The organism is Tabrizicola sp., assembly GCF_016793705.1.
GTDB lineage: Bacteria > Pseudomonadota > Alphaproteobacteria > Rhodobacterales > Rhodobacteraceae > Tabrizicola.
Window position 1 is genome coordinate 1 of the sequence record NZ_JAEULO010000009.1, and the last position, 25,584, is coordinate 25,584.

A 25,584-nucleotide genomic window follows, 5' to 3' on the forward strand; every position below is an offset into this window, starting at 1 on the left:
CAGGCCGCGCCATCCGTTTCTCGACCACCGAGATCCGCGTCTTCAAGTCGCGCGGCTCGACCGGCGTGCGCGGCATCCGTCTGGCGGACGGAGACCACGTCGTCTCCATGTCGATCATCCGCCACTTCGAGGCCAGCCCCGAGGAACGCGCGGCCTATCTGAAACAGCGCCGCCTGATGGCCGGGATCACCGAAGACGACACCGATGATGACGAGGATTCCGTTGCTGCAGGCCAACTTAGTACCGAACGTTACAGTGAGATGTCGGCAGCCGAGGACCTGATCCTGACCGTCACCAAGGGCGGTTCGGGCAAGCTATCGTCCAGCCATGACTACCCGGTCCGGGGCCGTGGCGGCATGGGCGTCAAGGCGATCTCCCCCGGCCCGAGGGGCGGCCGCATCATCGCCTCCTTCCCGGTCGACCTCAGCGATCAGATCATGCTCGCCACCTCGACCGGCCAGTCGATCCGCACGCCGGTCGAGCAGGTCAGCTTCCGCTCGCGCAGCGCGGGCGGCGTGAAGGTCTTCGCCATCGGTGCGGATGAGGAAGTGGTGTCGGTCGCGCGCGTGGCGGATCAGGGGGACGAGTCGGGCAATGACCCCGCTTGAGGCCCGCCTCGCCGCCCTCGCGGCTGCGGGGGAAACCATCGCCTACGGTCAGATCGCGCGCGATCTTGGCTGGACGATGGCGCAACTCACCTCAAGCCTCGAAGCCCTGATGGAAGAGGACGCGGCCGCCGGAAAACCCTTCCGCGCCGCCCTCCTCCACCAGCGCCTCTCGCCCGACCAGCTCCCGGCGCCCGGCTTCTTCCAGAAGGCCACCGAACTTGGCCGCCCCACCGACGACCCGATCGCCTTCACCAAAGCAGAACGAACGGCCCTTCATCTTTGCCCAAAAATCCCGGGGTGAAGGGGCAGCGCCCCTTCTTGCAACGCCCACCCCGCAAAGCTACATCCGGCGCATGACAGACCCCCTCCACATCATCGGCGGCGGCATGGCAGGCTCCGAGGCCGCCTGGGCCGCCGCAAACCTCGGCGTGCCGGTCGTGTTGCACGAGATGCGGCCGAAGGTCGGAACCTTCGCGCACCGCACCGGCGATTTTGCCGAGATGGTCTGTTCCAACTCCTTCCGCTCCGACGACCACGAGCGCAATGCGGTTGGCCTGATCCACTGGGAAATGCGTCAGGCGGGCAGTCTGGTGATGGAAATGGCCGGGAAGCACCGGATTCCCGCAGGCGGCGCGCTGGCCGTCGACCGCGACCCTTTCGCGGCTGCCGTCACCGCCAAGCTGAGATCCCACCCGCTGATTTCCACGTCCTATGAGGAGGTTACGACCCTTCCCTCATTCGGCCACTGGATCCTCGCCACCGGTCCGTTGACCAGCCCCGCGCTGGCGGAAAGTATCCGCGCCGCCACCGGCTCCGAGGCGCTGGCTTTCTTCGATGCCATCGCACCGATTGTATATACAGAGAGTATAGACATGTCGGTCGCCTGGCTGCAAAGCCGCTACGACAAGGGCGAGACCGAGGATGAGCAAAAGGCCTATATCAACTGCCCGATGACCCGTGAGCAGTACGAGGCCTTCATCGACGCCCTCCTCGCCGCCGAGAAGACCGAATTCCACGAAGGTGAAACAGCGGGCTACTTCGACGGCTGCCTGCCCATCGAGGTCATGGCCGAACGCGGCCGCGAGACACTGCGCCACGGCCCGATGAAGCCGGTGGGCCTGACCAATGCACACCAGCCGGACCAGAAGGCCTATGCCGTGGTCCAGCTCCGCCGCGACAACAAGCTTGGCACCCTGTACAACATCGTCGGTTTCCAGACCAAGATGAAATACGGGGCGCAAACCGCTGTTTTCAAGCTTATTCCCGGGCTGGAGAACGCCAGTTTTGCCCGGCTGGGCGGCATCCACCGCAACACCTTCATCAACTCGCCCACACTTCTGGACGCACAGATGCGGCTGAAATCCCGCCCGTATATACGCTTCGCCGGGCAGATCACCGGGGTCGAGGGCTATGTCGAATCCGCCGCGATGGGCCTCCTGGCCGGTCGAATGGCCGCGCACGATCTTCTCGGGCGCGAACTTTCCCCGCCGCCCCCGGAAACCGCGATGGGGGCGCTGGTCACCCACATCACCGGCGGGGCCGAGGCGAAGACCTTCCAGCCGATGAACGTCAACTTCGGCCTCTTCCCCCCGATCGACGCGAAGGGCGGCCGCAAGGGCCGGAAAGACCGCTACAAGGCCTATACCGACCGGGCGAAGCAGGCCTTCACCGAATGGCTTTCGTAACCCGCTTCGCCCCCTCGCCGACCGGCCCCCTGCATCTGGGGCACGCTTACTCGGCGATGCTCGGCTTCGATTTGGCTATGCGCGAAGGGGGAGATTGGCTGCTCAGGATCGAAGATATCGACCGACAAAGATCGCGCCCCGAATGGGAAGCCGCAATCTATCGCGACCTCGAATGGCTGGGTCTCTGGTGGCCAGAGCCGGTGATGCGACAGTCCGAACGGATCAATACCTATTCCGATGGACTTCGCCGCCTCAATGCCGTTGGGGATATACTCTATCGCTGCGATTGTCGGCGATCGGACATCGCGGCTGCCCTCGACGCCCCCCAAGAGGGTGCCCCGCTGTTCGGTCCCGACGGGCCGATCTATCCTGGCACCTGCCGAACGCGCAAACTGCCTTTCCGAGTGCCCGCCGAAACACATTCGGAAGACGCGGAAGCGCTTGAACTGATCAGGCGCGGAATCGAGGACATGGCAATTGTCCAACGCTTCTACGAGCGGCTGGAAGCTCTCCCTGAAATCGAATTGCAGCATGCGCTTCGCTTGCGAATGGATCGGGCCTTCGAAGTTGCTGCACAACGGCGTCCCGGCGAGGCGCCGTTCTTGGAGTTTCGGGAGAATGGACACGGCCCCGCCGGGGAGCACGGCACCATCCCCTTACATTTGGAGGAGATGATTGACACGGTCGGCGACGTGGTCTTGGCACGCCGAGACATGGGAACATCCTATCATCTTTCTGTCGTGCTGGACGATGCCGCGCAGGGCGTTACCCATGTGGTGCGCGGAGAAGACCTGTTCGAGGCCACGCGAATCCATGTGCTATTGCAGCACCTCTTCGACCTGCCGACCCCCATCTACCACCACCACCGCCTGATCCGAGACGAAGCGGGCAAACGGCTGGCCAAGCGCGACGACGCCCGCGCGATCGCGAAATACCGGGCCGAGGGCGCGACCGCTGCCGATATCCGGCGGATGGTCGGGTTACCAAATCCTTAACGCCAGAAAGCAAGTCTTTGAAAATTCAGGAGACTTCAGCCTTGTCCACCGTGGACAGGCTGCATGATCTCGACCTCCTCGCCCTCCCGGACCGCCGTATAGAAGCACGACCTCCGGTTGGTGTGACAGGCCGGCCCCTCCTGCTCGACCAGTGCCAGCAGGCAGTCCCGGTCGCAATCGACCCGCAGCTCGATCAGGCGCTGATGGTGCCCCGAGGTCTCCCCCTTGATCCAGAACGCCCCGCGCGAGCGCGACCAATAGGTGACCTTGCCCGTCTCCAGCGTCCGCGCAACCGAGGCCGCATTCATCCAGGCGACCATCAGCACCTCGCCCGACGCCGCATCCTGTGCAACACAAGGGATCAGCCCTGCGGCATCATACTTCAGTGTAGCCGGGTCGAAGGGCATGGGCTTCTCCTTGGCAGGCGCGCCGCGCGGGTCTAAATAAGGGGTCACTCGGGAAAAGACCATGAGCGACAGCGACCTCATCAAGCTCTACTCCGGACGCATCCTGGCGCTCGCCGCCGATATCCCCCATCTCGGGAGGCTCTCCGCGCCGCAAGCCAGCGCCCGCCGCCGCTCTCCGTTGTGCGGATCGACGGTGACGGCGGACGTGGTGGTGAAGGACGGCCGCGTGGCCGAGTTCGCCCAGGACGTGAAGGCCTGCGCCCTGGGTCAGGCCTCGGCTGCCGTGCTGGGTCAGGTCGTCATCGGTCGCACGCTGCCCGAACTGGAAGCCGCCCGCGAGGCCCTGCAGGCCATGCTGAAGGACGGCGGCCAGGTTCCCCCCGCCCCGTTCGACGGCTACGAAGTCCTCCTCCCGGCCCGCGACTACAAGAACCGCCACCCGTCGATCCTGCTCGCGCTGGAGGCCGCTTGCGAGGCCATGGAGGCGGCCCAGGCCGCAGCCTGAACGTCCAAATAAAAAACCGCCGCACATCCAAAGGGATGGCGGCGGCAGTGGCGCGTCTGGAAACGGCGGACGGTGGGCCAGGCAAGGCGGACCGTCATCCTCGGGGGACAGAGCGCGGGGCAGAAACTCAGGCCATGCCGGGCAGCGACAGCACGGCGAACAGGATCACGAACAGCGCGGCGAGCCCGACCATATCTTCGACAGCGCCCTTCGGCGTGCGGGTCAGCAGGGTCTTCATGGCGTCTTTCATCGCGTCCTCCATGATTGTTGCTGGATTGTTCCCACATCCGCAGCGCCATGTAAAGAACTTTTTAAGAACATTAGCGAACAAAACGCGACAGGACCGATTCGGCCTTAGCCGACACTCATCAGGCGCAGCGCCCGATCCTGATCCATCAGCCAGAGAAGCGACCGCGCCGCCAGGCCACGGGGGCTGGAAAGCTCCGGGTCATCGTGCATCAGCTTCCGTGCATCGGTCTGGGCCAGTGCCATCAGCGCCGCCTGCCGCTCAAGGTCGGCGACGCGGAAGCGCGGCAGTCCGGACTGCGCCGTGCCGATCAGGTCGCCCGCGCCGCGCATCGCCAGATCCTCCTCGGCGATGCGGAAACCGTCCTCGGTGTCCCGGATCGTGGTCAGCCGCCGCCGCCCGGTTTCGTTCAGCGGCGGCTGGTACATGAGGAGACAGGTCGAGGCCGCCTCACCGCGCCCGACCCGGCCCCGGAGCTGGTGCAGTTGCGCCAAGCCAAAGCTTTCCGCCTGCTCGATCACCATGATCGTCGCGTTGGGCACGTTCACCCCCACCTCGATCACCGTGGTCGCCACCAGGACCGAGGTTTCCCCGGCCACGAAGCGCACCATCGCGGCATCCTTCTCGGCAGGGGGCATCTGGCCGTGGACCAACCCCACCCGGTCGCCGAGCGCCGCCCGCAGGGAGCGGAACCGCTCCTCGGCGCTGGCATAGTCGACGACCTCGGATTCCTCGACCAGCGGGCAGACCCAATAGGCCTGCCGCCCCTCGGCCACGGCCTTGCGCAGATGGTCCACCACCTCATCCAGCCGTTCGGCGGAGACCATCGCGGTGCGGATCGGCTTCCGGCCCGCCGGTTTCTCGTCCAGCACCGAGACGTCCATGTCGCCATGCGTCGCCAGCGCCAGGCTGCGGGGAATCGGCGTCGCGGTCATCACCAGCACATCCACCGCCGCGCCCTTCGCGCCCAGTTCCATCCGCTGCGCCACGCCGAAACGGTGCTGTTCGTCCACCACCGCCAGCCGCAAGTCGTGGAACTCCACGTCCTTCTGGAAGACCGCATGAGTGCCGACCAGGATCGGGATGCGCCCCATCGCCAGGTCTTCCAGCTTCATCGCCCGCTCCGCCCCGCGGTCTCGGCCCGTGAGCAATTCCAGCCGCACTCCCGCCGCCCGGGCCAGCGGGGCGAGGCCTTCGAAATGCTGCCGGGCAAGAATTTCCGTCGGTGCCATCATCACGCCCTGGCCGCCGGCCTCGACCGCGATGAGGAGCGCCTGGAAGGCCACCAGCGTCTTGCCAGCGCCCACGTCGCCTTGCAGAAGGCGGTTCATCCGAAGGGGCTGGGCCATGTCGGCGGCGATTTCGGACACCGCGCGAACCTGGGCGCCAGTTGGCGCATAAGGTAGACTCTCCAGTACCTTGCGGCGCAAATCTCCAGTGCCTTCCGTCACCATACCCTTGCCCCGGCGCATCCGCGAGCGGGCGATCGACAGGGTCAACTGATGTGCGAAGAGCTCGTCATAGGCGAGCCGCTGGCGGGTTGGGTGGGTGAAGGCCAGTGCCCGCGGTCCGTCTGGCCCATGCGCGGCCTTCAGCGCCTCCGGCCAGCCGGGCCAGCCCTCGCGCGCTTTCAGCCCGGGGTCGATCCACTCCGCCACGTCCGGCAGCCGGGTCAGCGCCGCCTGTGCCGCCTTGCCCACAAGCCGTTGCGTCAGGCCCGCCGCCAGCGGATAGACCGGCTCATAGGCTGGAATCTCGCGCGCCTCCTCGACCCGCAGCACATGGTCGGGGTGGACCATCTGCGCGATGCCGTCGAAAAGCTCCACCTTGCCGGAAACGAGCCTGCGCTGGCCGGTGGGCAGAAGCTTGGCCAGCGCCTCGGCGCGGGCGTGGAAGTAGACCAGCAGGAATTCGACCTTGCGGTCGCGGACATGCACCCGGTAGGGGCCGCCCTTCCGGCGCGGCGGGAGGTGCTGGCCGATCTCCACCTCCACCGTCAGCGTAGCGGGCGGCACCACATCGCGCACCGATCCCCGCAGCGCCCGGTCGACCCCGGAATGCGGCAGGAGGTAGAGCAGATCCTTCGGGCGGGTAACCCCGAGGTTTTCAAACGCCTTCGCCGCCTTGGGGCCGATGCCGGGCAGGGTTTCCAGCCCGGCGAAGAGCGGGAACAGAGCCTCGGGCCGGCTCATCCGCCGATCAGCCGCAGCCAGGCGTCTTCGTCGATGATCTCGACCCCCAGCCGCTCCGCCTCCTTCGCCTTCGACCCCGCCCCCGGCCCGGCGATGACCAGATCAGTCTTCGCGCTGACGCTGCCCGCGACCTTGGCCCCCAGGGCTTCGGCCCGGGCCTTGGCCTCGGCACGGGTCATCTTCTCCAGCGTACCGGTGAAGACCACGGTCTTGCCCACGACGGGGGAGTCGATCTGCCCCCGCGGGGCGACCGGCTGGATGGTCAGTTGCAAGGCGAGCGCGTCGATGGCCGCGCGTTCCGCCGGGTTCTGGAAGGCGTCGACCAGGCTTTGCGCCATCACCTCGCCCACCCCGTTGATCGAGGTGAGTTCCTCCCACTCGGCGCTGCCGGGGCTGGCTTGGGTGATCGCCGCCTCGAAAGCCTCCCAGCCGGAGTAGTGCCGGGCCAGCAACCCCGCCGCCACTTCCCCGACATGGCGGATGCCGAAGGAGAAGATCAACCGGTCGAGCGTAATCGTCCGCCGCTGTTCGATGGCGGCGAAAAGCTTGGCGGCGGAGACCTCGCCGAAGCCGTCACGATTCTTAAGCTTCTGCAAGGGGTTGGTAGCGTCTCTTGCAGCGAGGGTGAAGATATCGGCGGGGGTCTTCACCGGCAAGGTTGCGTCGTTGAAGAACATCTCCACCTGCTTCGCGCCCAGGCCCTCGATGTCGAAGGCGGCGCGGGAGACGAAATGTTTCAGCCGCTCGACGGCTTGCGCCGGGCAGATCAGGCCTCCGGTGCAGCGGCGGACGGAATCGCCCTCCTCGCGGTGGGCGGGGCTGTGGCATTCCGGGCATTCCGTCGGAAAGACATAGGGTTGCGCGCCATCCTTGCGGCGAGACAGGTCCACGTCGGCCACCTTGGGGATCACGTCCCCGGCACGGTAGACCTGCACCCAGTCGCCGACGCGGATATCCTTGCCGCCGCGGATTTCTTCGCCCCGGCTGTCGCGCCCGGCAATGTAATCCTCGTTGTGGAGGGTCGCATTGCTGACAACCACCCCGCCCACCGTCACCGGCTTCAGCCGCGCGACCGGGGACAGCGCCCCGGTGCGGCCGACCTGGATGTCGATGCCCAGAAGCTCGGTCCAGGCGAGTTGCGCCGGGAACTTGTGCGCCAAGGCCCAGCGGGGTGTGGAGGAACGGAAGCCGAGCCGGGATTGCAGGCCAAGGTCGTTCACCTTGTAGACCACGCCGTCGATATCGTAGCCGAGCGTCGCACGCTGCGCCTCAATCAGGCGGTAGTGGGTCAGCATTTCCTCGGGACCGGAGCAGAGGGTGGTCAGCGGATTGGTCTGGAATCCCAAGGCGTTGAGGCGTTGTATCGCCTCGAACTGGGTGCCAGCGAGGGGGGCGGAATGCTCGCCCCAGGAATAGGCGAAGAAGCGCAACGGGCGGGCGGCGGTGATGCGGGCGTCAAGCTGGCGCAGCGACCCGGCGGCGGCGTTGCGCGGGTTGGCGAAGGTCTTGTCGCCGCTTGCGGACTGGCGTTCGTTCAAGGCGGCGAAATCGGCATGGGACATGTAGACTTCACCCCGCACCTCAAGCACCTCTGGCGCGTCTCCCGCCAGCCGCTGCGGAATGTCGGCGATGGTGCGGGCGTTCTCGGTGACGTTCTCGCCCACTTCGCCGTCGCCGCGGGTCGCGGCCTGGACCAGAACCCCGCCTTCATAGCGGAGCGACAGCGACAGTCCGTCGATCTTCGGCTCGGCGGTATAGGCGACCTCGCCCGTAATCCCGAGGAAGCGGCGCACGCGGTCGTCGAACTCCGCCACCTCCTCCGCCGCGAAGGCGTTCTCCAACGACAGCATCCGCACACGATGGGGGACCTTGCCGAAGCCCTCGGCCACCGCCGCGCCCACCTGGTCGGAGGGCGAATCCGCCCGCTTCAGGCCGGGAAACCGCGCCTCGATGGCGGCATTCCGCCGCTTCAGCGCGTCGTAGTCGGCATCCGAAATCTCGGGCGCGTCGAGCGTGTGATAGGCGGTGTTCGCATCTGCGATGGCTTGGGCCAGGCGCGCGAGTTCATCGCGCGCCTCGGCCTCCGTCAGGGATTCGACCGCCTTCTCCACCATGCCCGCCCCCATTCTGCCCGAAGACGTTAGGCGGCGGGCCCACGACAGTAAAGGTCAGGCACTGGCCGCGAGGCGGGCCTGCCCGGCGGATGGATCGCGCAGCACATAGCCGCGGCCCCAGACGGTTTCGATGTAGTTGTCGCCACCCGTCGCCTCGGCCAGTTTCTTGCGCAACTTGCAGATGAAGACGTCGATGATCTTCAATTCGGGTTCATCCATCCCGCCGTAAAGATGATTGAGGAACATCTCCTTGGTGAGTGTCGTCCCCTTGCGCAGGGAAAGCAGTTCCAGCATCTGATATTCCTTGCCGGTCAGATGCACCGCCTTGCCGTCCACATCCACCGTCTTGGCATCCAGATTCACCGAGACCCGCCCGGTCTTGATCATCGACTGGCTGTGCCCCTTCGACCGGCGGATGATCGCATGGATGCGCGCCACCAGCTCCTCGCGGTGGAAGGGCTTGGTCAGGTAGTCGTCGGCGCCGAAACCGAAGCCTTTCAGCTTGTTTTCCGTATCATCCGCGCCGGAGAGGATCAGGATCGGCGTTTCCACCCGCGCTTGGCGCACCTGGCGCAGCACTTCATGTCCGCTCATGTCCGGGAGGTTCAGGTCGAGCAGGATCAGGTCGTAGTCGTAAAGCTTCGCCAGGTCGATCCCGTCTTCGCCCATGTCAGTGCAATAGACGTTGAGGTTGGCATGGGTCAGCATCAGTTCGATGCTGCGCGAGGTGGTGGGATCGTCCTCAACAAGCAGAATGCGCATTCTTCAAAACTCCGCTCCGGTGGTTCATCGTTAACAACCTTGGCGATCAATGGTTAACGGACGGTTACTATGCCAGAGGGAGAGTATTAATCCATTTAAAGTTGTCTGTATTTCTGGATCGCTGTGACTTTCAGGCCAGCGTCGCCATGCTTCGCGACCGCCGTGCGCCAGAGGCCGAACTCCTCCTCCGACAGGGCGTAGCGGTCCAGCGCTTCCTTCTCGGTGATCAGGCCATAGACCACCGCACGGACGACCACCGCCTTGCGGCTGGCAACCCATCGGCGGGTGTCGGCCGGGGGCAGATCCGCCCGGGAAAGAATGCTGCCGTCCGGCAGCGAAACCTGCCGCGGCCCGTCGACACGCTTGAGAAACATCACCGTTCCCTCGTTGGTTTGGGGCAGGATGACGGAACAGGCTTAATCAATCCTGAAACGGGGGATTGAGAGTGCACGGCATTTTCATATATTCCCCATCATTCCCGTAACCCGGACATTCGACCCATGCCGCGCGACGTCGCCCTCAACTCCCTCGGCTTTGCCAAGCCCCCGTCAGAGACGCGGGTCGTCGTCGCCATGTCGGGTGGCGTCGATTCCAGCGTCGTGGCCGCGATGCTGGCCGAGGAAGGCTATGAGGTCGTCGGCGTCACCCTGCAGCTTTACGACCACGGCGCGGCGCTCGCCAAGAAAGGCGCCTGCTGCGCGGGTCGCGACATCCACGACGCGCGCCGGGTGGCCGAGACAATGGGGTTCCCGCATTACGTCCTCGACTACGAGAACACCTTCCGCCAGGCGGTGATCGAGGAATTCGCCGATGCCTATCTGGCGGGGGCGACCCCGGTGCCCTGCATCCGCTGCAACGAACGGGTGAAGTTCAAGGACCTGCTGGCCACGGCGAAGGACCTCGACGCCGATTGCATGGCGACCGGGCACTACATCCAGCGGAAAGTCGGACCAGGCGGGCCGGAACTGCACCAGGCGGCCGACCCTGCGCGCGACCAGTCGTATTTCCTGTTCTCGACCACGCCCGAGCAGCTCGACTACCTGCGCTTCCCGCTTGGCCATCTGGCCTCCAAGGCCGAAACCCGCGCGCTGGCGGCGAAATATGGCCTGCCGGTCGCCGACAAACCCGACAGCCAGGACATCTGCTTCGTCCCGAACGGCGATTACGCCGCGGTGATCGAGAAGCTGCGCCCCGGTGCGGCCGATCCGGGCGAGATCGTCGATCTGGACGGCAATGTGCTGGGCGACCACCGTGGGGTGATCCACTACACCATCGGCCAGCGCAAGGGCCTGGGCATCGGTGGCCTCGGTGAGCCTCTCTATGTCGTAAAGCTCGACCCGGACACCCGTCGGGTCATCGTCGGACCCAAGGCCGCGCTCTCGACCCGGATCATCCCGGTGCGCGAGATCAACTGGCTGGGCGACGCCCCCTTTGACTCGCGCCCGGAGTGGCATCTGAAGGTCAAGGTCCGCTCGACTCGCCCCCCGCGCGAGGCGATCCTGCGACCGACCGGCCCGACGACCGCAGAGGTCGAGCTTCTGGCCCCCGAGGACGGGGTCAGCGCCGGGCAGGCCTGCGTCTTCTACGCTCCCGAAGGCAGCCGCATTTTCGGCGGCGGCTGGATCTGGAAAGGATGACCCGTTGAGACCCCTCCTTCTGGCGGCCCTGCTGGCGCTGCCCCTCCCCGCCCTGGCCGAAACCCGCGATGAGCGGGTGGCGGTCGCGTCGGAATATGTCGAGCTTGCCCTGCAAGGCTTCGACATGGCGGCGATGATCGAAACGATGTATCAGCCGATCCTGCAACAGGTGGCGGCGGGTGGTGCCACGCTGACCGAGGCGCAGGTGGCGCAGATCCGCCAGCTCTACCTCGACACCTTCACCGAGCCGCTGGCCAAGCTGATGCGCGATCAGGCCGGGATCATGGCCGACATGATGACGCTGGCCGAGATCACCGCGCTGCGCGACTTTTACGCCACGCCCGAAGGCCGGTCGGTGATGGCCAAGCTGCCGCAACTGACCGCAGCGCAGCAGCCGGGGATGATGGCGCTGATCAACGACAAGATGACCGGGCTGATGCCGCAGGTCCTTGCCATCGTCAACGGCGAAGCGCCCCCAGCACCGACCGCGCAGCCCTGAGCCCGGGGGGCTCGCCGCCCTGCCCGAGCCGCTCCATCGTCAGCGCCATCGCCGCGCGCTGCGCCGAGGGATCCGCCAGCAGGGCCTCCAGCGCCGGGGCAATCTTCTCCGCCCGGCAGTCCGGCCCGATGAACTCCGGCACCACCCGGGTTTCGCTGACGAGGTTGACCAGCGTCACCGTGTCGATCAACGCCGCCCGGCGCATGAGCCACAGGGTCAGCGGATGCATGTCATAGGCGATGACCATCGGGCAGCCATTCGCCGCCAGTTCCAGCGAGACGGTGCCCGAGGCCGCCAGCGCGACATCGGCAGCGGCGAAGACCCCGCGCTTGGCGGCGGCATCCTCGATGATCTCTGGCGCGACCTGCCAGCCCGCCGTCAGCTCTCGGACGAGACCCGCCACGCCCCGCACCGTGGGCAAAGCGACCCGCAGGTCGGAGTGCCGGGCCTTCAGCCGCGCCACCACCTCACCGAAGACCGGGGCCAGCCGTGTGACCTCCCCCTTGCGCGACCCTGGCAGAGCGAGAAGAAGCGGCCCCTGCCCCGCGAAACCCGCTTTCTCGGCGTCGGATGCCAAAGGCTCCGCCACCACCGGATGCCCGACGAAATCGCAGGTCATGCCCGCCGCCGTCATGTAGGGCGGCTCGAAGGGCAAAAGGGCGAGTACATGGTCGATGACCTTGGCCATCTTCGCTGCCCGCCCTGGCCGCCAGGCCCAGACCGAGGGCGCGACATAGTGGATGATGCGGAACCCCGGTCGCGCCGCCTTGACCAGCGCCGCCACGCGCAGGCAGAAATCGGGGCTGTCTATCGTGACCAGCGCCTCGGCCCCGCTGGCCAGCACCGCATCGGCCGCCTGCCGGATACGCCGCTTCAAGGGAAGGTATTTCGGCAGCACCTCGGCGATGCCCATGACCGACAACTCTTCCATCGGGAAGAGGCTTGTTAGCCCCTCGGTCTGCATCAGCGGCCCGCCCACGCCGGTGAATTCCACCTGCGTCAGGGACTTGAGCCCCGCCATGAGCGCCGCCCCCAGCCGGTCGCCCGAGGGTTCGCCCGCGATGAGGAAGAGTTTCAGCGAACCGCTCATCGCCTGTCTTCGACCGTTCTTCGCTGCGGCGCGCCCCGCGAAGCAAGCGATGAGCCCCGGCGCGTCATCCCCTCGCCCAGAGGAAAAGCTCCAGTTCGCCCGCCAGCCGCCGCATCTCCTCCAGGTCCAGACAGATCACCGACCCGGCCTCGAAGACGACCCCCGCCAACCCAGCCGCCGCCACGCCGCGCAGGGTCTCGGGCCCGATGGTCGGCAGGTCGATCCGCCGGTCCTGACCCGGCTTCGCGGCCTTGTAGAACACCCCGCGCCCCCGCGCCGGGTCGGGCCGTAGGCCAGGCTTCAGCCCGGAAACCGCCTCAAGCAAGGCATCCGTCCCCGGCAGCGCCTCAACCCCCAGGCACAAGCCCTGCGCCACCACCGCGCCCTGCCCCACGTCCACCGCGCCGAGCGCCGCGACGATGGCTGCCGCGCGGGCCGCATCCGCCTCGTCGCGGGGCGTCACCGAACCCGCCAGCACTCCCGCGCCGGGCAGCAGTGCCGGGGCCACCGCCTCGACCCCCACCACCGAGAAACCGGACTCCTCGAACAGGTCGATCACCACCCGCAACGTCGCGTCGTCGCCCTGCGCCATCGCCGCCATCAGCCGCGGCAGCAGGTTCGCGGTGGCCTCGTCCAAGAGCGCCGGGTCGAGACGCGGCCGCGTCACGGCGCCGGCGAAGATCACCTGCCCCACCCCGTCACGTTCCAGCGCGCGCAGGAAGGGCACCAGCCGCTCCACCCGGAAGCGCAGGTCTACCGTCAGCCCCTCGGGCGCTGATCCGTCCAACGCGGCGACCAGCGGCGGCTCGGCCATCCGCGCGGCCAGAGCGGCGGGCAGACGGCCCTGCCCGGCGATGATCGCCGTCCTCATGCCACCAGTCATCTGCCGCCCTTCGGGGTGAGGAAGCTGCGGTCGGATTTCGACAGGATGAAATCGGCGATCTCGCGGACGAGCGGCGAGTCGCTCTCCTCGGCCAGTTTCCGCGCGCGGTCGAGGAAACTGCCGTCCTCCTGCGCGAGCGTCTGGTAGGCGGCGCGGAGCGCGGTGATCCCGGCCCGGTCCACGCCCCGGCGCTTCAGCCCGACCAGGTTCAACCCGTCCAGTTCGCCCCGCGGCGCCTGCACCAGCCCATAGGGTATCACATCATTCGTCACCATCGTGACCGCGCCGATGATCGCCCCCTGCCCGATCCGCACCCATTGGTGCACACCCGAGAGGCCGCCGACGATCACGTCGTCGCCCAGCACGCAATGGCCCGCGATGGCCACATGGTTCACCAGGATCACCCGGTCGCCGATCTGCGCGTCATGGCCAACATGGGCGCCCGTCATGATCAGGCAATCCTCGCCCACCCGCGTGATCCCACCGCCGCCCTCGGTTCCGGTGTTCAGCGTGGCAGCCTCGCGGATGCGGGTGCGGGCGCCCACGACCAGCCGGGTGCGTTCCCCCTGATATTTCAGGTCCTGCGGCACCTCGCCGACGCAGGCGAAGGGCCAGATGGTGCAGTCGTCACCAAGCTCGGTCCAGCCGGTGATCACGGCATGGGATTTCACCGTGACGCGCGCACCCAGGACCACCTCCGGCCCGATCACCGCGAAGGGTCCGATGTAGCAGTCTTCGCCGACAACCGCGCCTTCCTCGACAAAAGCCGAAGGATGGACGACCGCCGTACCGTGAACTGCCATCGCTCAGGCCTTCGCCACGTCGAACATCGCCATGAAGGTCGCCTCGCAGGCCAGCTCCCCCTCGACCATTGCGCGGCCCTCGAATTTCCAGACCCTTCCCCCGCCGCGCAGCGCCTTGACGTGCAGCTCCATCACGTCGCCCGGCACCACCTTGCGGCGGAACTTCACCCCGTCGACGCCCATGAAGAAGACCTTGGCGTTCTTGTCGACCAGATCCATCGACAGCCCGACCAGCACTCCGCTCGTCTGCGCCATCGCCTCGATGATCATCACGCCGGGAAAGATCGGCATCCCGGGGAAATGCCCCTGGAACTGCGGCTCGTTCAGGGTAATGCACTTGATGCCGACGCAAGAGTCGTTGACGATGATGTCGCGCACCTTGTCGATCAGCAGGAACGGATAGCGGTGCGGGATGATCCGCTGGATCAGCTCCAGATCGGCGGTCGTGACAGCGGTGGCGTTCATCTTTCTTCCCCTGAAAGTCCCGGGCTAACCGGCCCTTCGGTGTTGCTAGCAAGTCGCGCCGGTCGAGACAAGTTGACGCGCCGCCCTCACGGCGCGGGCGCGGGCTTCCCGGCGAGCGCCTTGTTCACCGCGGCGATCGCCTCGTCCGTCACGTCGATGGCGGCCAGAGAGACGATGATCATGTTCTTGTCCAGGATCGCCGCGGCCTGCTTCTGGCCCAGAAGGTCGCCCAGCACCGGCAGCGCCGCCTGGAGGAATTCCCGGCGGTCGCGGTCGCGCGCCTCGGTCAGTTGCCGAGACTTCGCGTCCTGTTCGTCGCGGATGCGTTCGACCTTCTGGTCGAAGTCCTGGGCCCGGGCCGAGAACTCCTCGGCCGGCAGGGTCTTGCGCAGATCGGTCAGCGCCTGTTCCTCGGCCACAAGCCCGGCCTCGATCCGCTTGTTCTCCTGCTCCAGCGCCGCCGCCGCCTGGCGTTCCCGTTCGATCACCGCCCGGCCGAATTCGGATTCCAGGAAGAAGCGGTCCTGATCCAGGATCAGCAGTGGTGCAGGGGTCTCCTGCGCCTGCACCTGCGTCGCCAGCGCCAGCACGACCGCGATCAGCCGAAGCCCGGACCAGGGGCGGGCTGCTATGCGCCGCCCTGCCATGATCAGAACTTCGTCGAGATCGTCAGATCGAAGCTCTGCTCCTTGTCGTAGTCTTCCTTCTTCACCGCATGGCTGAAGTTGAAGCGCAACGGTCCGATCGGCGTATTCCAGAAGATCGACACCCCCACCGTGGCGCGCGGGATGAAGCTGTCGTCGACCGCGCCGCCATTGGTGTCGTTCAGGCTCCAGACCGACCCCACGTCCATGAAGGCGCCGCCGGTGATGCCGTATTCCTCGGGCAGGCCCAGCGGGAAATCGGCCTCGAACCGCGCCACCGCGAACATGTTGCCGCCAAGCGCGTCGTCGTCGGTCGCCGCCAGATCGCGCGGGCCGATGCCGTTCGGCTCGAAGCCGCGGATCTTGCTGTTGCCGAAGAAGCGGTCGGTCACGCGCGTCTGGCTGTCGCCGAGCGAACTGATCGCCCCGCCCTCGAAGATCGCCCGCAGGGTGACTTCCTCGTGCCAGACTTTCGTCTCGGCCAGGGCGAGCGCGGTGGTCTTGATGTATTCGTTGTCGCCGCCGAGCCCCGCGAAATCCTGACCGAAGCGCAAAAGCACGCCGCCCTTCGGATTCAGGCCGGTGATCCGGTTGTCGTATTCGTAGGTATAGCCCAGCGAGATGGTGGACAGCGCGCCCTGCGCCTCTTCCGCCGCGATGATCGTGGAATCGCCGGTGTAGTTGTAGAGCTTGTCCTCGGCGACGCCGAAGCGCAGGTCGAGCGAGGACTGCTCGCCCAGCGGGAAGCCTATCCCGGTGGTGAATCCGATGTTGCGCGTGTCATAGACCGAATAGTCGGATTCGCTCGTGCGGTAGAAGGCGCCGACCGTAAAACTCAGGTCGCGGCCCAGGAGCGCCGGTTCGGTGAAGCTGAAGCTGGAACTCTGGTTCGCCGAGGCGGTGGAGATGCTCAGCGCCAGTTTCTGTCCCCTGCCCAGGAAGTTGGTTTCGGAGAAGGCGACGTTCACCCCGACGCCACTCGCGACCGAATAGGCCAGGCCGAAGCTCAAAGACCCGGTCGGCTGTTCCTCGACATCGACGTTCACCACCACCTGATCCGGGTCGCTGCCCTGGTCGGCGTTGACCCGGGCATCGGCAAAGAAGCCGAGCGCCCGGATGCGTTCGGCCGCCTGACGGACTTCGCGCGGATTGAAGGGGTCGCCTTCCACAGTACGGAACTGGCGGCGGACGACCTGATCCAGCGTCGTGGTGTTACCCTCGATGTCGATTCGCTCGACAAAGACCTTCTCGCCGCGGACGATGGCGAATTCCACGTCGACGACCTGGCCGCGCTGGTTCCTGGTCAGGCGCGGCTCGATGCGGATGAAGTTCAGCCCCTTCTTCAGGGCCAATGTCTCCATCCGGGTGATGTTGTTGTCGATCAGGAGCGGGCTGTAGGTCTGACCCGGACGGATCTTCTGCACCGCCTCGAACTCGGCGGCGTCAAGTCCCTCGACCTCGGAGACCGTCGTCACATTGCCGATGTTGTAGGACAGGCCCTCGCGCACCGTGAAGGTGACGAAGGTCGCGTCCCGCTCGCGGCTCACCTCGGCGCTGGCGTCGAGCACCTGGAAATCGATGAAACCGCGCGACAGGTAGAAATCGGTCAAGAGCTTCTTGTCCAGCTCCAGTCGTTCGGGAACATAGGTATCGCGCTGGATCAGGTTGCGCAGCATGCCGGCCTGCTTGGTCTCCAGAACCTGCCGCAGGCGACGGTCGGAGAAGGCCTTGTTGCCGACGAAGGACAGCCGCTCGATCTCGACCACCTTGCCTTCGGTGATCTCGAACACCAGGTCGACGCGGTTGCCGTCGCGGCGGATGATCTTCGGCGTCACCGTCGCAGCCAACCGCCCGGCGACGCGATAGGCCTCGGCGATCGCCGCTGCATCGGCCTCGGCCTGGCTGGGAGAGTAGATCCGGCGCGGCTGCGACTGGATCAGTTCGGACAGTTTCTCGTCCTTCAGCCGATTGTTGCCCTCGATGCTGATGACGTTGACGATGGGATACTCCACCACCTTGATCACCAGGGTCGAGCCCTGCGGCACCAGCTCCACCGTCTCGAACAGATTCGAGTTCATGATCCGCTGATAGGCGTCGTTCAGCTGGGCGGCGGAAACCTCCTCGCCGCGGCTGATTCCGGCATAGCTGAGGATGGTCGCGACATCGACCCGCTCGTTGCCCTGAATCTCGACGTTCGAAAACGAAAAGACCTGCGCGATGGCCGGAGTGAGGAAGGGAGCCGAAACCGTTGCGGCCCCAAGGAAAACCGCAGTGGCGTAAAGACGCGCCCTAGACCTGGCCCCGAACGACCGCCCTTTGGTCGCGCTTTGGGTCATCCGCATTTTGCATCCTCGCCGTATTATATGTTTCCCGGATAGCTAGCGGGAAAGCCAAGCTTTGTCAAAAGCCTGCGGTCGCTGTGGATAACTTTGCAAGATGTTGTGGCATCAGGGCAAAGCGGGTGGGGTCAGGGATTTCCGAGCTTGCGAGAGCCTACTGACACAAGAGGTCGCGGCTGAGGCCGAAGATCATGATCGACAGGACCAGCGACAGCCCCACCGTCATCAACACCCGCAGGGCCCGCTCCGAGGGCTGGCGCCGTGTCACCGCCTCGTAAGCGTAGAACACCAGATGGCCGCCATCCAGCACCGGAATCGGGAAGAGGTTCAGGATACCGACGCCCAGCGACAGGATTGCAAGCATGCCGACAAAGCTCTCTGCCCCATTGCGCGCCGCATCGCCCGCCACCTCGGCCATGCCGATGGCACCTGACAGGTTGCAGCTCGAGATCGCGCCCTGGATCATGTGCCACAGGCCCGAAAAGGTGGTCGTCGTCATCGCCCACATGCTGCCGGCCGCGTTCGTGACAGCCTCCCAAGGGCCGACCGTGCGGGTCGCGGGTTCGAAGAACATCCCTGAATAGAGGCCCAGAAGATAGCGCTCGGCAAAGCCGCCGTTGCCGTCGTCGACCGTGCGGATACGCGGGGACAGCGACAGATCGAAGGTCTTGCCCGCGCGCCAGATCGTGAGCGCGACCGGCTCGCCCTTGCTGGCGGCAACGATGTCGGGCAGTTCGTCGAAGTAGCGGACATCCTGCCCACCCACCTTCAGGATGATATCACCCTCCTGAATCCCGGCGTCCATCGCGGCAGAGCGGAGCTGCACGTCGCCCACGACCGGAGCCTGCGGATGCGGGCCGCTCACCACAAGTTCTTCGTCGCCCCGCTGAACCGTGTAGGCCAGCGTCATCTTGCCCTTCAGCGTGTCGGTCACGTCTGCGAACGTCTTCCAGTCCGGCGTCGGCTGGCCTTCGACAGCGCGGATCACATCGCCTTCCTGCAAGGATGGCCCTTCGAACGGGAAGGCCCGCATCGCGCCAACCGTCGGTTCTTCCCGCGGCACGCCAAGCGCCAGCGACAGACCCGCAAGCAGGATGAACGTGAGGATGAAGTTGAACACCGGCCCCGCCGCAACTGTCGCCGTTCTGGCCCAAAGCGGTGCCCCGGCCATCGTGTGCCGCCGCTCCTCCACCGACAGGCCCGAGACATCGGTCTTCCGGACCGACGACGCATCGGCATCGCCAAGAAACTTGACATAGCCGCCGAACGGGATCGCCGCGACCTGCCAGCGGGTTCCGCGCCGGTCCGTCCGGCTGAACAGGACCGGGCCGAAGCCGATGGAGAACACCTCGGAATGGATACCCGACCAGCGACCGACGATATAGTGGCCGTATTCGTGCACGAAGACGATTACCGACAGCGCCAGCACGAAGAACGCAACCGTCCAGACCGTGCCGCCAAGGGCCGCTACAACCGCTTCCATCAATCTGCTCCTGCCCTGCCGCGTGCTGCTTCGCCCGCCCTCACCCGTGCCAGATGGTCCATGGCCAGCACATCCTCAAGGGTCATCGGGGCATTTTCGCGGCCCAGATCGGCGTCCGTTGCTTCCAGCACCGCCTCGACGACGCTGGCCATCTGCATGAACCCGATCTGCCCGGCCAGGAACCGGTCCAGCGCCACTTCCTTCGCAGCGTTGAACGCCGCCCCCGCCAGTCCCCGCCGGTCCATCACGTCGCGCGCGAGCCGAAGCGCCGGATAGCGCGCAAGGTCCGGGGCGCGGAAGGTGAGCGTGGCAATCTGCGCAAGGTCGAGCCGCGCCACCGGCAGATGCGACCGCTCGGGCCAGTTCAGCGCATAGCCGATGGAATGGCGCATGTCCGGCGCGCCGAGATGCGCCATGATCGCCCCGTCGCGATAGCCGACCATCGAATGGATCAGGCTTTCAGGGTGGATGATGACCTCGATCTGGTGGGGCGAGACCCCGAAGAACTCCCGCGTCTCGATCACTTCCAGCGCCTTGTTGAACATGCTGGCCGAATCGATGGTGATCCGCTGCCCCATCGCCCAGTTCGGATGCGCCAGCGCGTCCTTGACCGTCGCCTTCGCCAAATTCTCCAGCGGCCAGTCGCGCAAGGCGCCCCCGCTCGCGGTCAGGATGATCCTTTCGACCGAGCCGATATCCTCGCCCACCAGCGCCTGGAAGATCGCCGAATGCTCGCTGTCCACCGGCAGGATGCGCGCGCCGTGCCGCGCCGCCTCGGCCATCAGCAACGGCCCCGCCGTGACCAGCGATTCCTTGTTGGCCAGGGCCAGAACTGCACCATGGCGAAGCGCCCTGAACCCTGGCACCAGTCCCGCCGCGCCGACGATGGCGCTCATCACCCAGTCGGCAGGCCGGTCCGCCGTCTCGGCAATCGCCTCCGGCCCTGCCGCTGCCGCGACGCCAGAGCCCGCCAGCCGCTCGCGCAGCTCCGCCAGGCCCGAGGGGTCGGCAGAGACCGCCACCTCCGCCCGCAGCTCCCGCGCCATCTCGGCCAGCCGGACGATGTTCCGGCCCCCGGTCAGCGCGACCACCCGGAACACCTCGGCTCCGCCCGCCCGGCGCAGCAGATCCACCGTCTGCTCGCCGACAGACCCGGTCGCGCCGAAGATCGACAGGCTGCGCAACCCTCAGCCCCCGAACAGCCCGGCGACCGGCGCCACCAGCCCCAGCGCCATCACCAGAACCACCGCCCCGATGAGCGCGTCGAAGCGGTCCAGCACCCCGCCATGGCCGGGGATCAGGGCCGAGGCATCCTTCACCCCCGCCCGCCGCTTGACCCAGCTTTCCGCGATGTCGCCCATCTGCCCGGCAAAGGCCACCAGCGCCGACAAGGGCACCAGCGCCCAGCCTGCCCCGGTCGTCAGCACCACGACCAGCCCGACCAGCGCCGCGCCGATCCAGCCCGCCACCGTGCCCGACCAGGTCTTCTTCGGGCTGATCGCAGGCCAGAATTTCGGCCCCCCCAGCATCCGCCCGGTGAAATAGCCGAGTACGTCCGAGGCCACGACCACCGCCACCAGCCAGAGGATCACCGTGGTCCCCCCGGCATCCCGCAAGATGACCAGCCCATAGCCCGCCAGCAGGATCGCCAGCGCATAGATCCCCGAAAGCCAGCGGTCCCGCCGAGGCGTCAGGACGAGTACCGCCGAAGGCACGGCAAGGAAGAGCACGGCAACTTGGGTTTTCAGCGCCAGCGCCGCCACCAGCGCCACGCCCGTCACCGCCGCAACCACAAGCGCCGACCGCCGCTCAAGCGGTTGGGTCATCCCCGCCAGTTCCCAGACCATCACCCCGGTCAGGACCACCACCAGGACGGCAAAGGCCGTGCCGCCCAGCCAGATTTCCACAGCGCCAACCGTCACCATGACGATGGCCGACAGGATGCGCGTGCGCAGATCAGTCCATTTGCCGGACGGCGCCGGCGCAGGGTCCATCACCTCAGCACCCCGCCGAAGCGCCGCTCGCGGTTGGAGAAGCGCCGGACGATGGCCGCCAGTTCTTCGGGCCCGAAGTCCGGCCACAGCGTCTCGGTAAATTCGTACTCGGCATAGGCCGCCTGCCAGGGCAGGAAATTGCTGGTCCGCGTCTCTCCGCTGGTGCGGATCACCAGGTCAGGATCAGGCAGGCCGCCGGTGTCCAGCCGTTCGGCAAAGGCGGCTTCCGTCACATGGCGCGGGTCGAGGATGCCCTGCGCCGCCGCCTCGGCAATCTTGCGGACCGCGCGGACGATCTCGTCCCGCCCGCCATAGTTGATCGCCACCGTCAGGTTCAGCCGGTCCAGCCCCGCTGTCCGCGCCTCGATTCCGGCCATCATGCGTTGCAGCTTCGGGTCCAGACGGCTGCGGTCGCCGATGAAGCGCATCCGCACGCCCGCCTTGGCCAGGCGGTCGGCCTCACGCTCGATGTAGCGGGCGAAGATCGCCATCAGGCCGAGGACCTCTTCCGTCGACCGCTTCCAGTTCTCGGTCGAGAAGGCGTAGAGCGTCAGCCACTTGATCCCCAGGTCCGGTGCGGCCTTGACGATCTCGCGCACCCGCTCGGCGCCCTTGCGATGCCCGACCAGACGGGCCCAGCCGCGGTTGGTGGCCCAGCGACCGTTGCCATCCATGATGATCGCCAGGTGGTTCACCGGACGTGCCGCAATACCCACCTGCAAGTCTTTAGACAAACCCGTTCTCCTGCCGCCGATCAGACGTGCATGATCTCTGCCTGCTTGGCTTCCAACGCCCGGTCGACCGCGGCAATCGCCTTGTCGGTCAGCTCCTGCACCTCGTCGGACCAGAACTTCTGGTCGTCCTCGCCCATGCCTTGCGCCTTCGCCTTCTTGATCTGGTCCATGCCGTCGCGCCGCACGTTTCGAATCGCGACCTTGGCCTGCTCGGCATACTGCGCGGCAACTTTGGTCAATTCGCGGCGGCGCTCCTCGTTGAGTTCCGGGATCGGCAGGCGGATCAAGGGGCCGTCGGTCACCGGGTTGATACCGATGCCCGACTCGCGGATCGCCTTCTCCACCTTGGAAATCATCCCCTTGTCCCAGACGTTGATCACCACCATCCGGGGTTCGGGCACATTGACGGTGCCCAGCTGGTTGATCGGGGTCATCTGACCATAGGCGTCGACCTGTATCGGCTCCACGATCGAGGCACTGGCCCGCCCCGTCCGCAGGCTGGCGAATTCCGTCTTCAACGCCGCCATAGCCCCGTCCATCCGGCGCTGGATTGCATCGGTGTCGATCTCGATCTCTTCATGTGCCATGCGACTGGTCCTTCACTTCCCCGGCAGGGCTTCCCCTGCGATTTCGCGCTCTATAGCAGAGGCGCAGGGAGCGGGTATAGGCCAAAGCTCCTGACCCTCCCGCCACCCCATGCCTAGCGCAATTCAGGCGCGGGGCTGCGAGCGACCGCGAGGAATCAGCCCTGGACCCGTGTATAGGTCCCCTGACCCGCCAGAATTCCCCGGAACCCGCCGGGCTCATCCAGTGAAAAGACGATGATCGGCAGGTCGTTGTCGCGGGCCAGCGCAATCGCCGTCGCGTCCATCACGCCAAGGTGCTTCTCCAGCACCTCGTCATAGCTGACATGGTCGTAACGTTTCGCATCTGCATGCTTCTTCGGGTCCTTGTCATAGACACCGTCCACCTTGGTGCCCTTGAAGATCGCCTCGCAGGCCATCTCGTTTGCGCGCAGCGTCGCCGCCGTATCCGTGGTGAAATAGGGGTTCCCGGTCCCGGCGGCAAAGATGCAGACCCGCTTCTTCTCCAGATGGCGGACGGCCCGGCGTCGGATGTAGGGCTCGCAGACCTGATCCATCGGGATCGCGCTGATGACGCGGGTGAAGACGCCGATCGCCTCCAGCGCCGACTGCATGGCAAGGGCGTTCATCACCGTCGCCAGCATGCCCATGTAATCCGCCGTCGTCCGCTCCATCCCCTGAGCGCTGCCCTGCAAGCCCCGGAAAATGTTGCCGCCGCCGATGACCATGCAGATTTCGACCCCCATGTCGCGGACCGATTTCACCTCCTCGGCGATGCGGTTCACCGTCGGCGGATGCAGGCCATAGCCCTGGTCGCCCATCAGCGCCTCGCCCGAGATCTTCAGCATCACGCGGCTGTATTTGGTGGCCGTTGCGGACATGGCACCCCCTGCATATCGTTTTCTGTTTGGACTGCGCCGCAAAATGTCGCAAAACCGCGTCGGGTTCAACGGGGGATCGCGGTGCGGATCGACGGCATATCGCGCGAGGCGCCGGTGCTGGTCGCCGGGCCGACCGCCAGCGGGAAGTCCGCCCTGGCGATGGAACTTGCGGCGCGCGACGGGCGCGTGATCGTGAACGCCGACGCGCTTCAGGTCTATGCCAACTGGCGCGTCCTGACCGCGCGCCCTTCGCCCGCCGACGAGGCCGCCCTGCCCCATGCGCTGTACGGCCACATCGGCCCCGACCAGCCCTACTCGGTCGGTCACTGGCTGCGCGAGGTGGCGCCGCTTCTGGATCGCCCGGTGGTGATCGTTGGTGGAACAGGTTTGAGTTTCAATGCCTTGACCAGGGGGCTGGCGGAGATTCCCGAGACCCCGCCTGCCATTCGCCGCGAAGCCGACACACGCCGCGCCGCCGAGGGGCACGAGGCGCTGCTTGCCGAACTCGACCCCACAACCGCGGCCCGGATCGACCGGATGAACCCCATCCGCATCCAGCGGGCCTGGGAGGTGCAGCGCGCCACCGGCCGGGGCCTCGCCGCCTGGCAATCCGAAACCCCCACGCCCCTCCTGCCCCTGACCCGGGCCGAAGCCTTCGTCCTGGTCCCGGATGTCGACTGGCTCAACACCCGCATCGACCGCCGTTTCCAGCAGATGCTGACCCTCGGCGCGCTGGAGGAAGCGCGGGCGAACCTTGCAGGCTGGGACCCGAAGCGCCCGTCCGCAAAGGCCATTGGCGGGCCGGAACTGATTGCGCATCTGCGCGGGGAGCTAACCCTTGCCGAGGCCACTGAAGCGGCGACGCTCGCCAGCCGCCAATACGCCAAACGGCAGCGAACCTGGTTCAGATCGAACATGAAGCCTTGGACTAAACTTTCCTTGCCTTGACGCAGGTTGCGGCGCGAAGCTTCAGCGGATTGCTGCTTATCCACAGGGTTATACCCATAATAATGGAACATTTGTGGGTAACTGGCTCGGGAATGCACGAAAATCGCTTGGGTTGGCCCCCGCGCCCTGCTTTACTTCGGTCTGCCAGCGCCTCTGCCACAGGAACTGCCTCGAAATGCTGAAGTCCGCGCCCGTTTCCCAACTGCGTCTTGTCGCCATTCCCCGCCTCGCCGCAGGCGGTCGCTGGCGGGTCGAGGCGATGCGCTCGCTCTCCGAACCCTGTCTCCTCTGGTTCACCAAGGGACAGGGCCGCATCACGATCTCGGGGGTGACGCGCGGCTACACGGCACATAATGCGGTCTTCATCCCCGCAGGCGTCATGCACGGCTTCGAAGCAGGAGCCCAGGTCTTCGGCACCGCAGTCTTCTTCGGACGCGATCCGAAGGTAACTCTGCCAAAGATTCCGCTGCACCTGCGCATCCGCGAAGTCCATGCCCAGCAGGAGGTGAACGTCCTGCTTGATTCGATTCTGCGCGAGTTGGAAAGTGACACCCCCGCCCATGATCGCGCGACCGAAGCCTATGTTGGCCTGCTCGGCGTCTGGCTTGAACGTCAGGCCCGCAAAGCCGACCCGCTGGAAAGCCCGCGGCAGGATGCGACCCGGCGCCTGGTGGCCCGCTATACCGCGCTTCTGGAGCGGAACTTCCGGACCGGCATGAACGTCGCCGATTTTGCAGCCGCCCTCGGAGTGACGCCGACCCACCTGACCCGCTGCTGCAACACGGCCTGCGGCCGCCCAGCATCGGCGCTCTTGCAGGACCGCCGAATCTTCGAGGCGCGCAAGCTTCTGGCCGAAACCCGCATCCCCGTCGGCAAGATCGCCGAGCAGTTGGGCTTCAACTCGCCCGCCTACTTCACCCGCGCCTTTCAACATCTGACCGGGAAATCGCCCTCGGCCTTCCGACGCGCCGGATAGAGCTTTTGTCCGGACGGTAAAGGAATCGACACGTCGATGTCGTTTTTGTCTCTCAACCGTCGAAACCAGCCGTTGACGCAAGGTCCAAAAAGGTGCGCAATAGGCGCGG

The 25,584-nt window shown here is 66.2% G+C and carries 27 protein-coding genes; 9 read left to right on the forward strand and 18 right to left on the reverse strand.

Features of this window, described 5'->3' with window-relative positions:
• The 4 genes from JNJ68_RS01795 to gluQRS all read left to right on the forward strand — a co-directional run.
• Window positions 1-608: DNA gyrase C-terminal beta-propeller domain-containing protein (locus JNJ68_RS01795; RefSeq protein WP_294978186.1), on the forward strand; the 608-nt coding region annotated here is incomplete at its 5' end.
• Window positions 595-909, forward strand: coding sequence for a hypothetical protein (locus JNJ68_RS01800; protein ID WP_294978187.1), 315 nt, complete (start codon window positions 595-597; stop codon window positions 907-909). The genes JNJ68_RS01795 and JNJ68_RS01800, both read left to right, overlap by 14 nt.
• A 52-nt stretch (window positions 910-961) precedes the next feature.
• Window positions 962-2,293, forward strand: a complete 1,332-nt coding sequence (trmFO, locus tag JNJ68_RS01805) for a methylenetetrahydrofolate--tRNA-(uracil(54)-C(5))-methyltransferase (FADH(2)-oxidizing) TrmFO (protein ID WP_294978188.1) — start codon at window positions 962-964, stop codon at window positions 2,291-2,293.
• Window positions 2,281-3,288 (forward strand): tRNA glutamyl-Q(34) synthetase GluQRS, encoded by a 1,008-nt coding sequence (gene gluQRS, locus JNJ68_RS01810; RefSeq protein WP_294978190.1) that lies wholly within the window; start codon window positions 2,281-2,283, stop codon window positions 3,286-3,288. Before trmFO ends, gluQRS begins: the two co-directional genes overlap by 13 nt.
• A 35-nt stretch (window positions 3,289-3,323) precedes the next feature.
• Here gluQRS and hisI read toward each other — a convergent pair whose 3' ends face one another.
• Window positions 3,324-3,695 carry a phosphoribosyl-AMP cyclohydrolase gene (hisI, locus tag JNJ68_RS01815; protein ID WP_294978192.1) on the reverse strand — a complete coding sequence of 124 codons (372 nt, stop codon included), beginning with the start codon at window positions 3,693-3,695 and terminating at the stop codon, window positions 3,324-3,326.
• A 61-nt stretch (window positions 3,696-3,756) separates the two neighbouring features.
• Between hisI and JNJ68_RS01820 the strand changes: the two genes are divergently transcribed.
• Window positions 3,757-4,200, forward strand: coding sequence for an iron-sulfur cluster assembly scaffold protein (locus tag JNJ68_RS01820; protein ID WP_294978194.1), 444 nt, complete (start codon window positions 3,757-3,759; stop codon window positions 4,198-4,200).
• 127 nt (window positions 4,201-4,327) lie between these two features.
• On the opposite strand, the gene JNJ68_RS01825 is transcribed toward JNJ68_RS01820, so the two are convergent.
• The 5 genes from JNJ68_RS01825 to JNJ68_RS01845 all read right to left on the reverse strand — a co-directional run bounded on the left by JNJ68_RS01825 (window position 4,328) and on the right by JNJ68_RS01845 (window position 9,889).
• Window positions 4,328-4,450 carry a hypothetical protein gene (locus tag JNJ68_RS01825; protein WP_294978196.1) on the reverse strand — a complete coding sequence of 41 codons (123 nt, stop codon included), beginning with the start codon at window positions 4,448-4,450 and terminating at the stop codon, window positions 4,328-4,330.
• 104 nt (window positions 4,451-4,554) lie between these two features.
• Window positions 4,555-6,639, reverse strand: coding sequence for an ATP-dependent DNA helicase RecG (recG, locus tag JNJ68_RS01830; protein ID WP_294978198.1), 2,085 nt, complete (start codon window positions 6,637-6,639; stop codon window positions 4,555-4,557).
• On the reverse strand, window positions 6,636-8,753 hold the full coding sequence (gene ligA / locus JNJ68_RS01835) for an NAD-dependent DNA ligase LigA (protein WP_294978199.1): 2,118 nt from the start codon (window positions 8,751-8,753) through the stop codon (window positions 6,636-6,638). The genes recG and ligA overlap by 4 nt, the downstream gene beginning before the upstream one ends.
• A 54-nt stretch (window positions 8,754-8,807) precedes the next feature.
• On the reverse strand, window positions 8,808-9,515 hold the full coding sequence (ctrA, locus tag JNJ68_RS01840; RefSeq protein ID WP_294978201.1) for a response regulator transcription factor CtrA: 708 nt from the start codon (window positions 9,513-9,515) through the stop codon (window positions 8,808-8,810).
• A 95-nt stretch (window positions 9,516-9,610) separates the two neighbouring features.
• The gene (locus JNJ68_RS01845; RefSeq protein WP_294978203.1) at window positions 9,611-9,889 is read right to left on the reverse strand and encodes a DUF1153 domain-containing protein; all 279 of its coding nucleotides are present in this window, start codon (window positions 9,887-9,889) and stop codon (window positions 9,611-9,613) included.
• A gap of 126 nt (window positions 9,890-10,015) precedes the next feature.
• Between JNJ68_RS01845 and mnmA the strand changes: the two genes are divergently transcribed.
• Together mnmA and JNJ68_RS01855 are read left to right on the forward strand one after the other, a co-directional pair.
• Window positions 10,016-11,152, forward strand: a complete 1,137-nt coding sequence (gene mnmA, locus JNJ68_RS01850) for a tRNA 2-thiouridine(34) synthase MnmA (RefSeq protein ID WP_294978205.1) — start codon at window positions 10,016-10,018, stop codon at window positions 11,150-11,152.
• Between the two features lie 4 nt (window positions 11,153-11,156).
• On the forward strand, window positions 11,157-11,651 hold the full coding sequence (locus tag JNJ68_RS01855) for a DUF2059 domain-containing protein (RefSeq protein ID WP_294978207.1): 495 nt from the start codon (window positions 11,157-11,159) through the stop codon (window positions 11,649-11,651).
• Here the strand turns inward: JNJ68_RS01855 and lpxB are convergent.
• From lpxB to pyrH, 12 genes are all read right to left on the reverse strand, one after another.
• Window positions 11,611-12,729: a lipid-A-disaccharide synthase gene (gene lpxB / locus JNJ68_RS01860; RefSeq protein WP_294978277.1), complete on the reverse strand. Its 1,119-nt coding sequence runs from the start codon at window positions 12,727-12,729 to the stop codon at window positions 11,611-11,613. The two genes, JNJ68_RS01855 and lpxB, sit on opposite strands and share 41 nt — an antisense overlap.
• Window positions 12,730-12,805: 76 nt before the next feature.
• A complete protein-coding gene (gene lpxI, locus JNJ68_RS01865) occupies window positions 12,806-13,624 on the reverse strand; it encodes a UDP-2,3-diacylglucosamine diphosphatase LpxI (RefSeq protein WP_294978209.1) in 819 nt (272 codons plus the stop codon).
• Window positions 13,621-14,427, reverse strand: a complete 807-nt coding sequence (gene lpxA, locus JNJ68_RS01870; protein ID WP_294978211.1) for an acyl-ACP--UDP-N-acetylglucosamine O-acyltransferase — start codon at window positions 14,425-14,427, stop codon at window positions 13,621-13,623. Before lpxA ends, lpxI begins: the two co-directional genes overlap by 4 nt.
• 3 nt (window positions 14,428-14,430) lie before the next feature.
• Window positions 14,431-14,892, reverse strand: a complete 462-nt coding sequence (gene fabZ / locus JNJ68_RS01875) for a 3-hydroxyacyl-ACP dehydratase FabZ (protein WP_294978213.1) — start codon at window positions 14,890-14,892, stop codon at window positions 14,431-14,433.
• Window positions 14,893-14,978: 86 nt separating this feature from the next.
• Window positions 14,979-15,539, reverse strand: coding sequence for an OmpH family outer membrane protein (locus tag JNJ68_RS01880; protein WP_294978215.1), 561 nt, complete (start codon window positions 15,537-15,539; stop codon window positions 14,979-14,981).
• Between the two features lie 2 nt (window positions 15,540-15,541).
• Window positions 15,542-17,872 carry an outer membrane protein assembly factor BamA gene (gene bamA, locus JNJ68_RS01885; protein ID WP_294978279.1) on the reverse strand — a complete coding sequence of 777 codons (2,331 nt, stop codon included), beginning with the start codon at window positions 17,870-17,872 and terminating at the stop codon, window positions 15,542-15,544.
• Window positions 17,873-18,029: 157 nt separating this feature from the next.
• Window positions 18,030-19,358, reverse strand: coding sequence for an RIP metalloprotease RseP (rseP, locus tag JNJ68_RS01890; RefSeq protein ID WP_294978217.1), 1,329 nt, complete (start codon window positions 19,356-19,358; stop codon window positions 18,030-18,032).
• The gene (gene dxr / locus JNJ68_RS01895) at window positions 19,358-20,542 is read right to left on the reverse strand and encodes a 1-deoxy-D-xylulose-5-phosphate reductoisomerase (RefSeq protein WP_294978220.1); all 1,185 of its coding nucleotides are present in this window, start codon (window positions 20,540-20,542) and stop codon (window positions 19,358-19,360) included. The genes rseP and dxr overlap by 1 nt, the downstream gene beginning before the upstream one ends.
• Window positions 20,543-20,545: 3 nt before the next feature.
• Complete coding sequence (locus JNJ68_RS01900; protein WP_294978222.1) at window positions 20,546-21,352, reverse strand: phosphatidate cytidylyltransferase; 807 nt, start codon at window positions 21,350-21,352, stop codon at window positions 20,546-20,548.
• A complete protein-coding gene (gene uppS, locus JNJ68_RS01905; protein ID WP_294978224.1) occupies window positions 21,352-22,068 on the reverse strand; it encodes a polyprenyl diphosphate synthase in 717 nt (238 codons plus the stop codon). Before uppS ends, JNJ68_RS01900 begins: the two co-directional genes overlap by 1 nt.
• Window positions 22,069-22,106: 38 nt before the next feature.
• Window positions 22,107-22,673, reverse strand: coding sequence for a ribosome recycling factor (gene frr, locus JNJ68_RS01910; protein WP_294978226.1), 567 nt, complete (start codon window positions 22,671-22,673; stop codon window positions 22,107-22,109).
• 155 nt (window positions 22,674-22,828) lie between these two features.
• Complete coding sequence (gene pyrH / locus JNJ68_RS01915; RefSeq protein WP_294978228.1) at window positions 22,829-23,551, reverse strand: UMP kinase; 723 nt, start codon at window positions 23,549-23,551, stop codon at window positions 22,829-22,831.
• A gap of 75 nt (window positions 23,552-23,626) precedes the next feature.
• Between pyrH and miaA the strand changes: the two genes are divergently transcribed.
• Window positions 23,627-24,499: a tRNA (adenosine(37)-N6)-dimethylallyltransferase MiaA gene (gene miaA, locus JNJ68_RS01920; RefSeq protein ID WP_294978281.1), complete on the forward strand. Its 873-nt coding sequence runs from the start codon at window positions 23,627-23,629 to the stop codon at window positions 24,497-24,499.
• Window positions 24,500-24,674: 175 nt separating this feature from the next.
• Window positions 24,675-25,475, forward strand: a complete 801-nt coding sequence (locus JNJ68_RS01925; protein WP_294978230.1) for an AraC family transcriptional regulator — start codon at window positions 24,675-24,677, stop codon at window positions 25,473-25,475.
• Window positions 25,476-25,584 lie beyond the last annotated feature (109 nt).

Excerpts from the sequence above, each read along its gene's own strand:
- JNJ68_RS01800 (WP_294978187.1), top strand. The coding sequence starts at position 595 with ATGACCCCGCTTGAGGCCCGCCTCGCCGCCCTCGCGGCTGCGGGGGAA.
- trmFO (WP_294978188.1), top strand. The coding sequence starts at position 962 with ATGACAGACCCCCTCCACATCATCGGCGGCGGCATGGCAGGCTCCGAG.
- gluQRS (WP_294978190.1), top strand. The coding sequence starts at position 2,281 with ATGGCTTTCGTAACCCGCTTCGCCCCCTCGCCGACCGGCCCCCTGCAT.
- hisI (WP_294978192.1), bottom strand. The coding sequence starts at position 3,695 with ATGCCCTTCGACCCGGCTACACTGAAGTATGATGCCGCAGGGCTGATC.
- JNJ68_RS01820 (WP_294978194.1), top strand. The coding sequence starts at position 3,757 with ATGAGCGACAGCGACCTCATCAAGCTCTACTCCGGACGCATCCTGGCG.
- JNJ68_RS01825 (WP_294978196.1), bottom strand. The coding sequence starts at position 4,450 with ATGAAAGACGCCATGAAGACCCTGCTGACCCGCACGCCGAAGGGCGCT.
- recG (WP_294978198.1), bottom strand. The coding sequence starts at position 6,639 with ATGAGCCGGCCCGAGGCTCTGTTCCCGCTCTTCGCCGGGCTGGAAACC.
- ligA (WP_294978199.1), bottom strand. The coding sequence starts at position 8,753 with ATGGTGGAGAAGGCGGTCGAATCCCTGACGGAGGCCGAGGCGCGCGAT.
- ctrA (WP_294978201.1), bottom strand. The coding sequence starts at position 9,515 with ATGCGCATTCTGCTTGTTGAGGACGATCCCACCACCTCGCGCAGCATC.
- JNJ68_RS01845 (WP_294978203.1), bottom strand. The coding sequence starts at position 9,889 with ATGTTTCTCAAGCGTGTCGACGGGCCGCGGCAGGTTTCGCTGCCGGAC.
- mnmA (WP_294978205.1), top strand. The coding sequence starts at position 10,016 with ATGCCGCGCGACGTCGCCCTCAACTCCCTCGGCTTTGCCAAGCCCCCG.
- lpxI (WP_294978209.1), bottom strand. The coding sequence starts at position 13,624 with ATGACTGGTGGCATGAGGACGGCGATCATCGCCGGGCAGGGCCGTCTG.
- lpxA (WP_294978211.1), bottom strand. The coding sequence starts at position 14,427 with ATGGCAGTTCACGGTACGGCGGTCGTCCATCCTTCGGCTTTTGTCGAG.
- fabZ (WP_294978213.1), bottom strand. The coding sequence starts at position 14,892 with ATGAACGCCACCGCTGTCACGACCGCCGATCTGGAGCTGATCCAGCGG.
- JNJ68_RS01880 (WP_294978215.1), bottom strand. The coding sequence starts at position 15,539 with ATGGCAGGGCGGCGCATAGCAGCCCGCCCCTGGTCCGGGCTTCGGCTG.
- bamA (WP_294978279.1), bottom strand. The coding sequence starts at position 17,872 with ATGACCCAAAGCGCGACCAAAGGGCGGTCGTTCGGGGCCAGGTCTAGG.
- rseP (WP_294978217.1), bottom strand. The coding sequence starts at position 19,358 with ATGGAAGCGGTTGTAGCGGCCCTTGGCGGCACGGTCTGGACGGTTGCG.
- JNJ68_RS01900 (WP_294978222.1), bottom strand. The coding sequence starts at position 21,352 with ATGGACCCTGCGCCGGCGCCGTCCGGCAAATGGACTGATCTGCGCACG.
- frr (WP_294978226.1), bottom strand. The coding sequence starts at position 22,673 with ATGGCACATGAAGAGATCGAGATCGACACCGATGCAATCCAGCGCCGG.
- pyrH (WP_294978228.1), bottom strand. The coding sequence starts at position 23,551 with ATGTCCGCAACGGCCACCAAATACAGCCGCGTGATGCTGAAGATCTCG.
- JNJ68_RS01925 (WP_294978230.1), top strand. The coding sequence starts at position 24,675 with ATGCTGAAGTCCGCGCCCGTTTCCCAACTGCGTCTTGTCGCCATTCCC.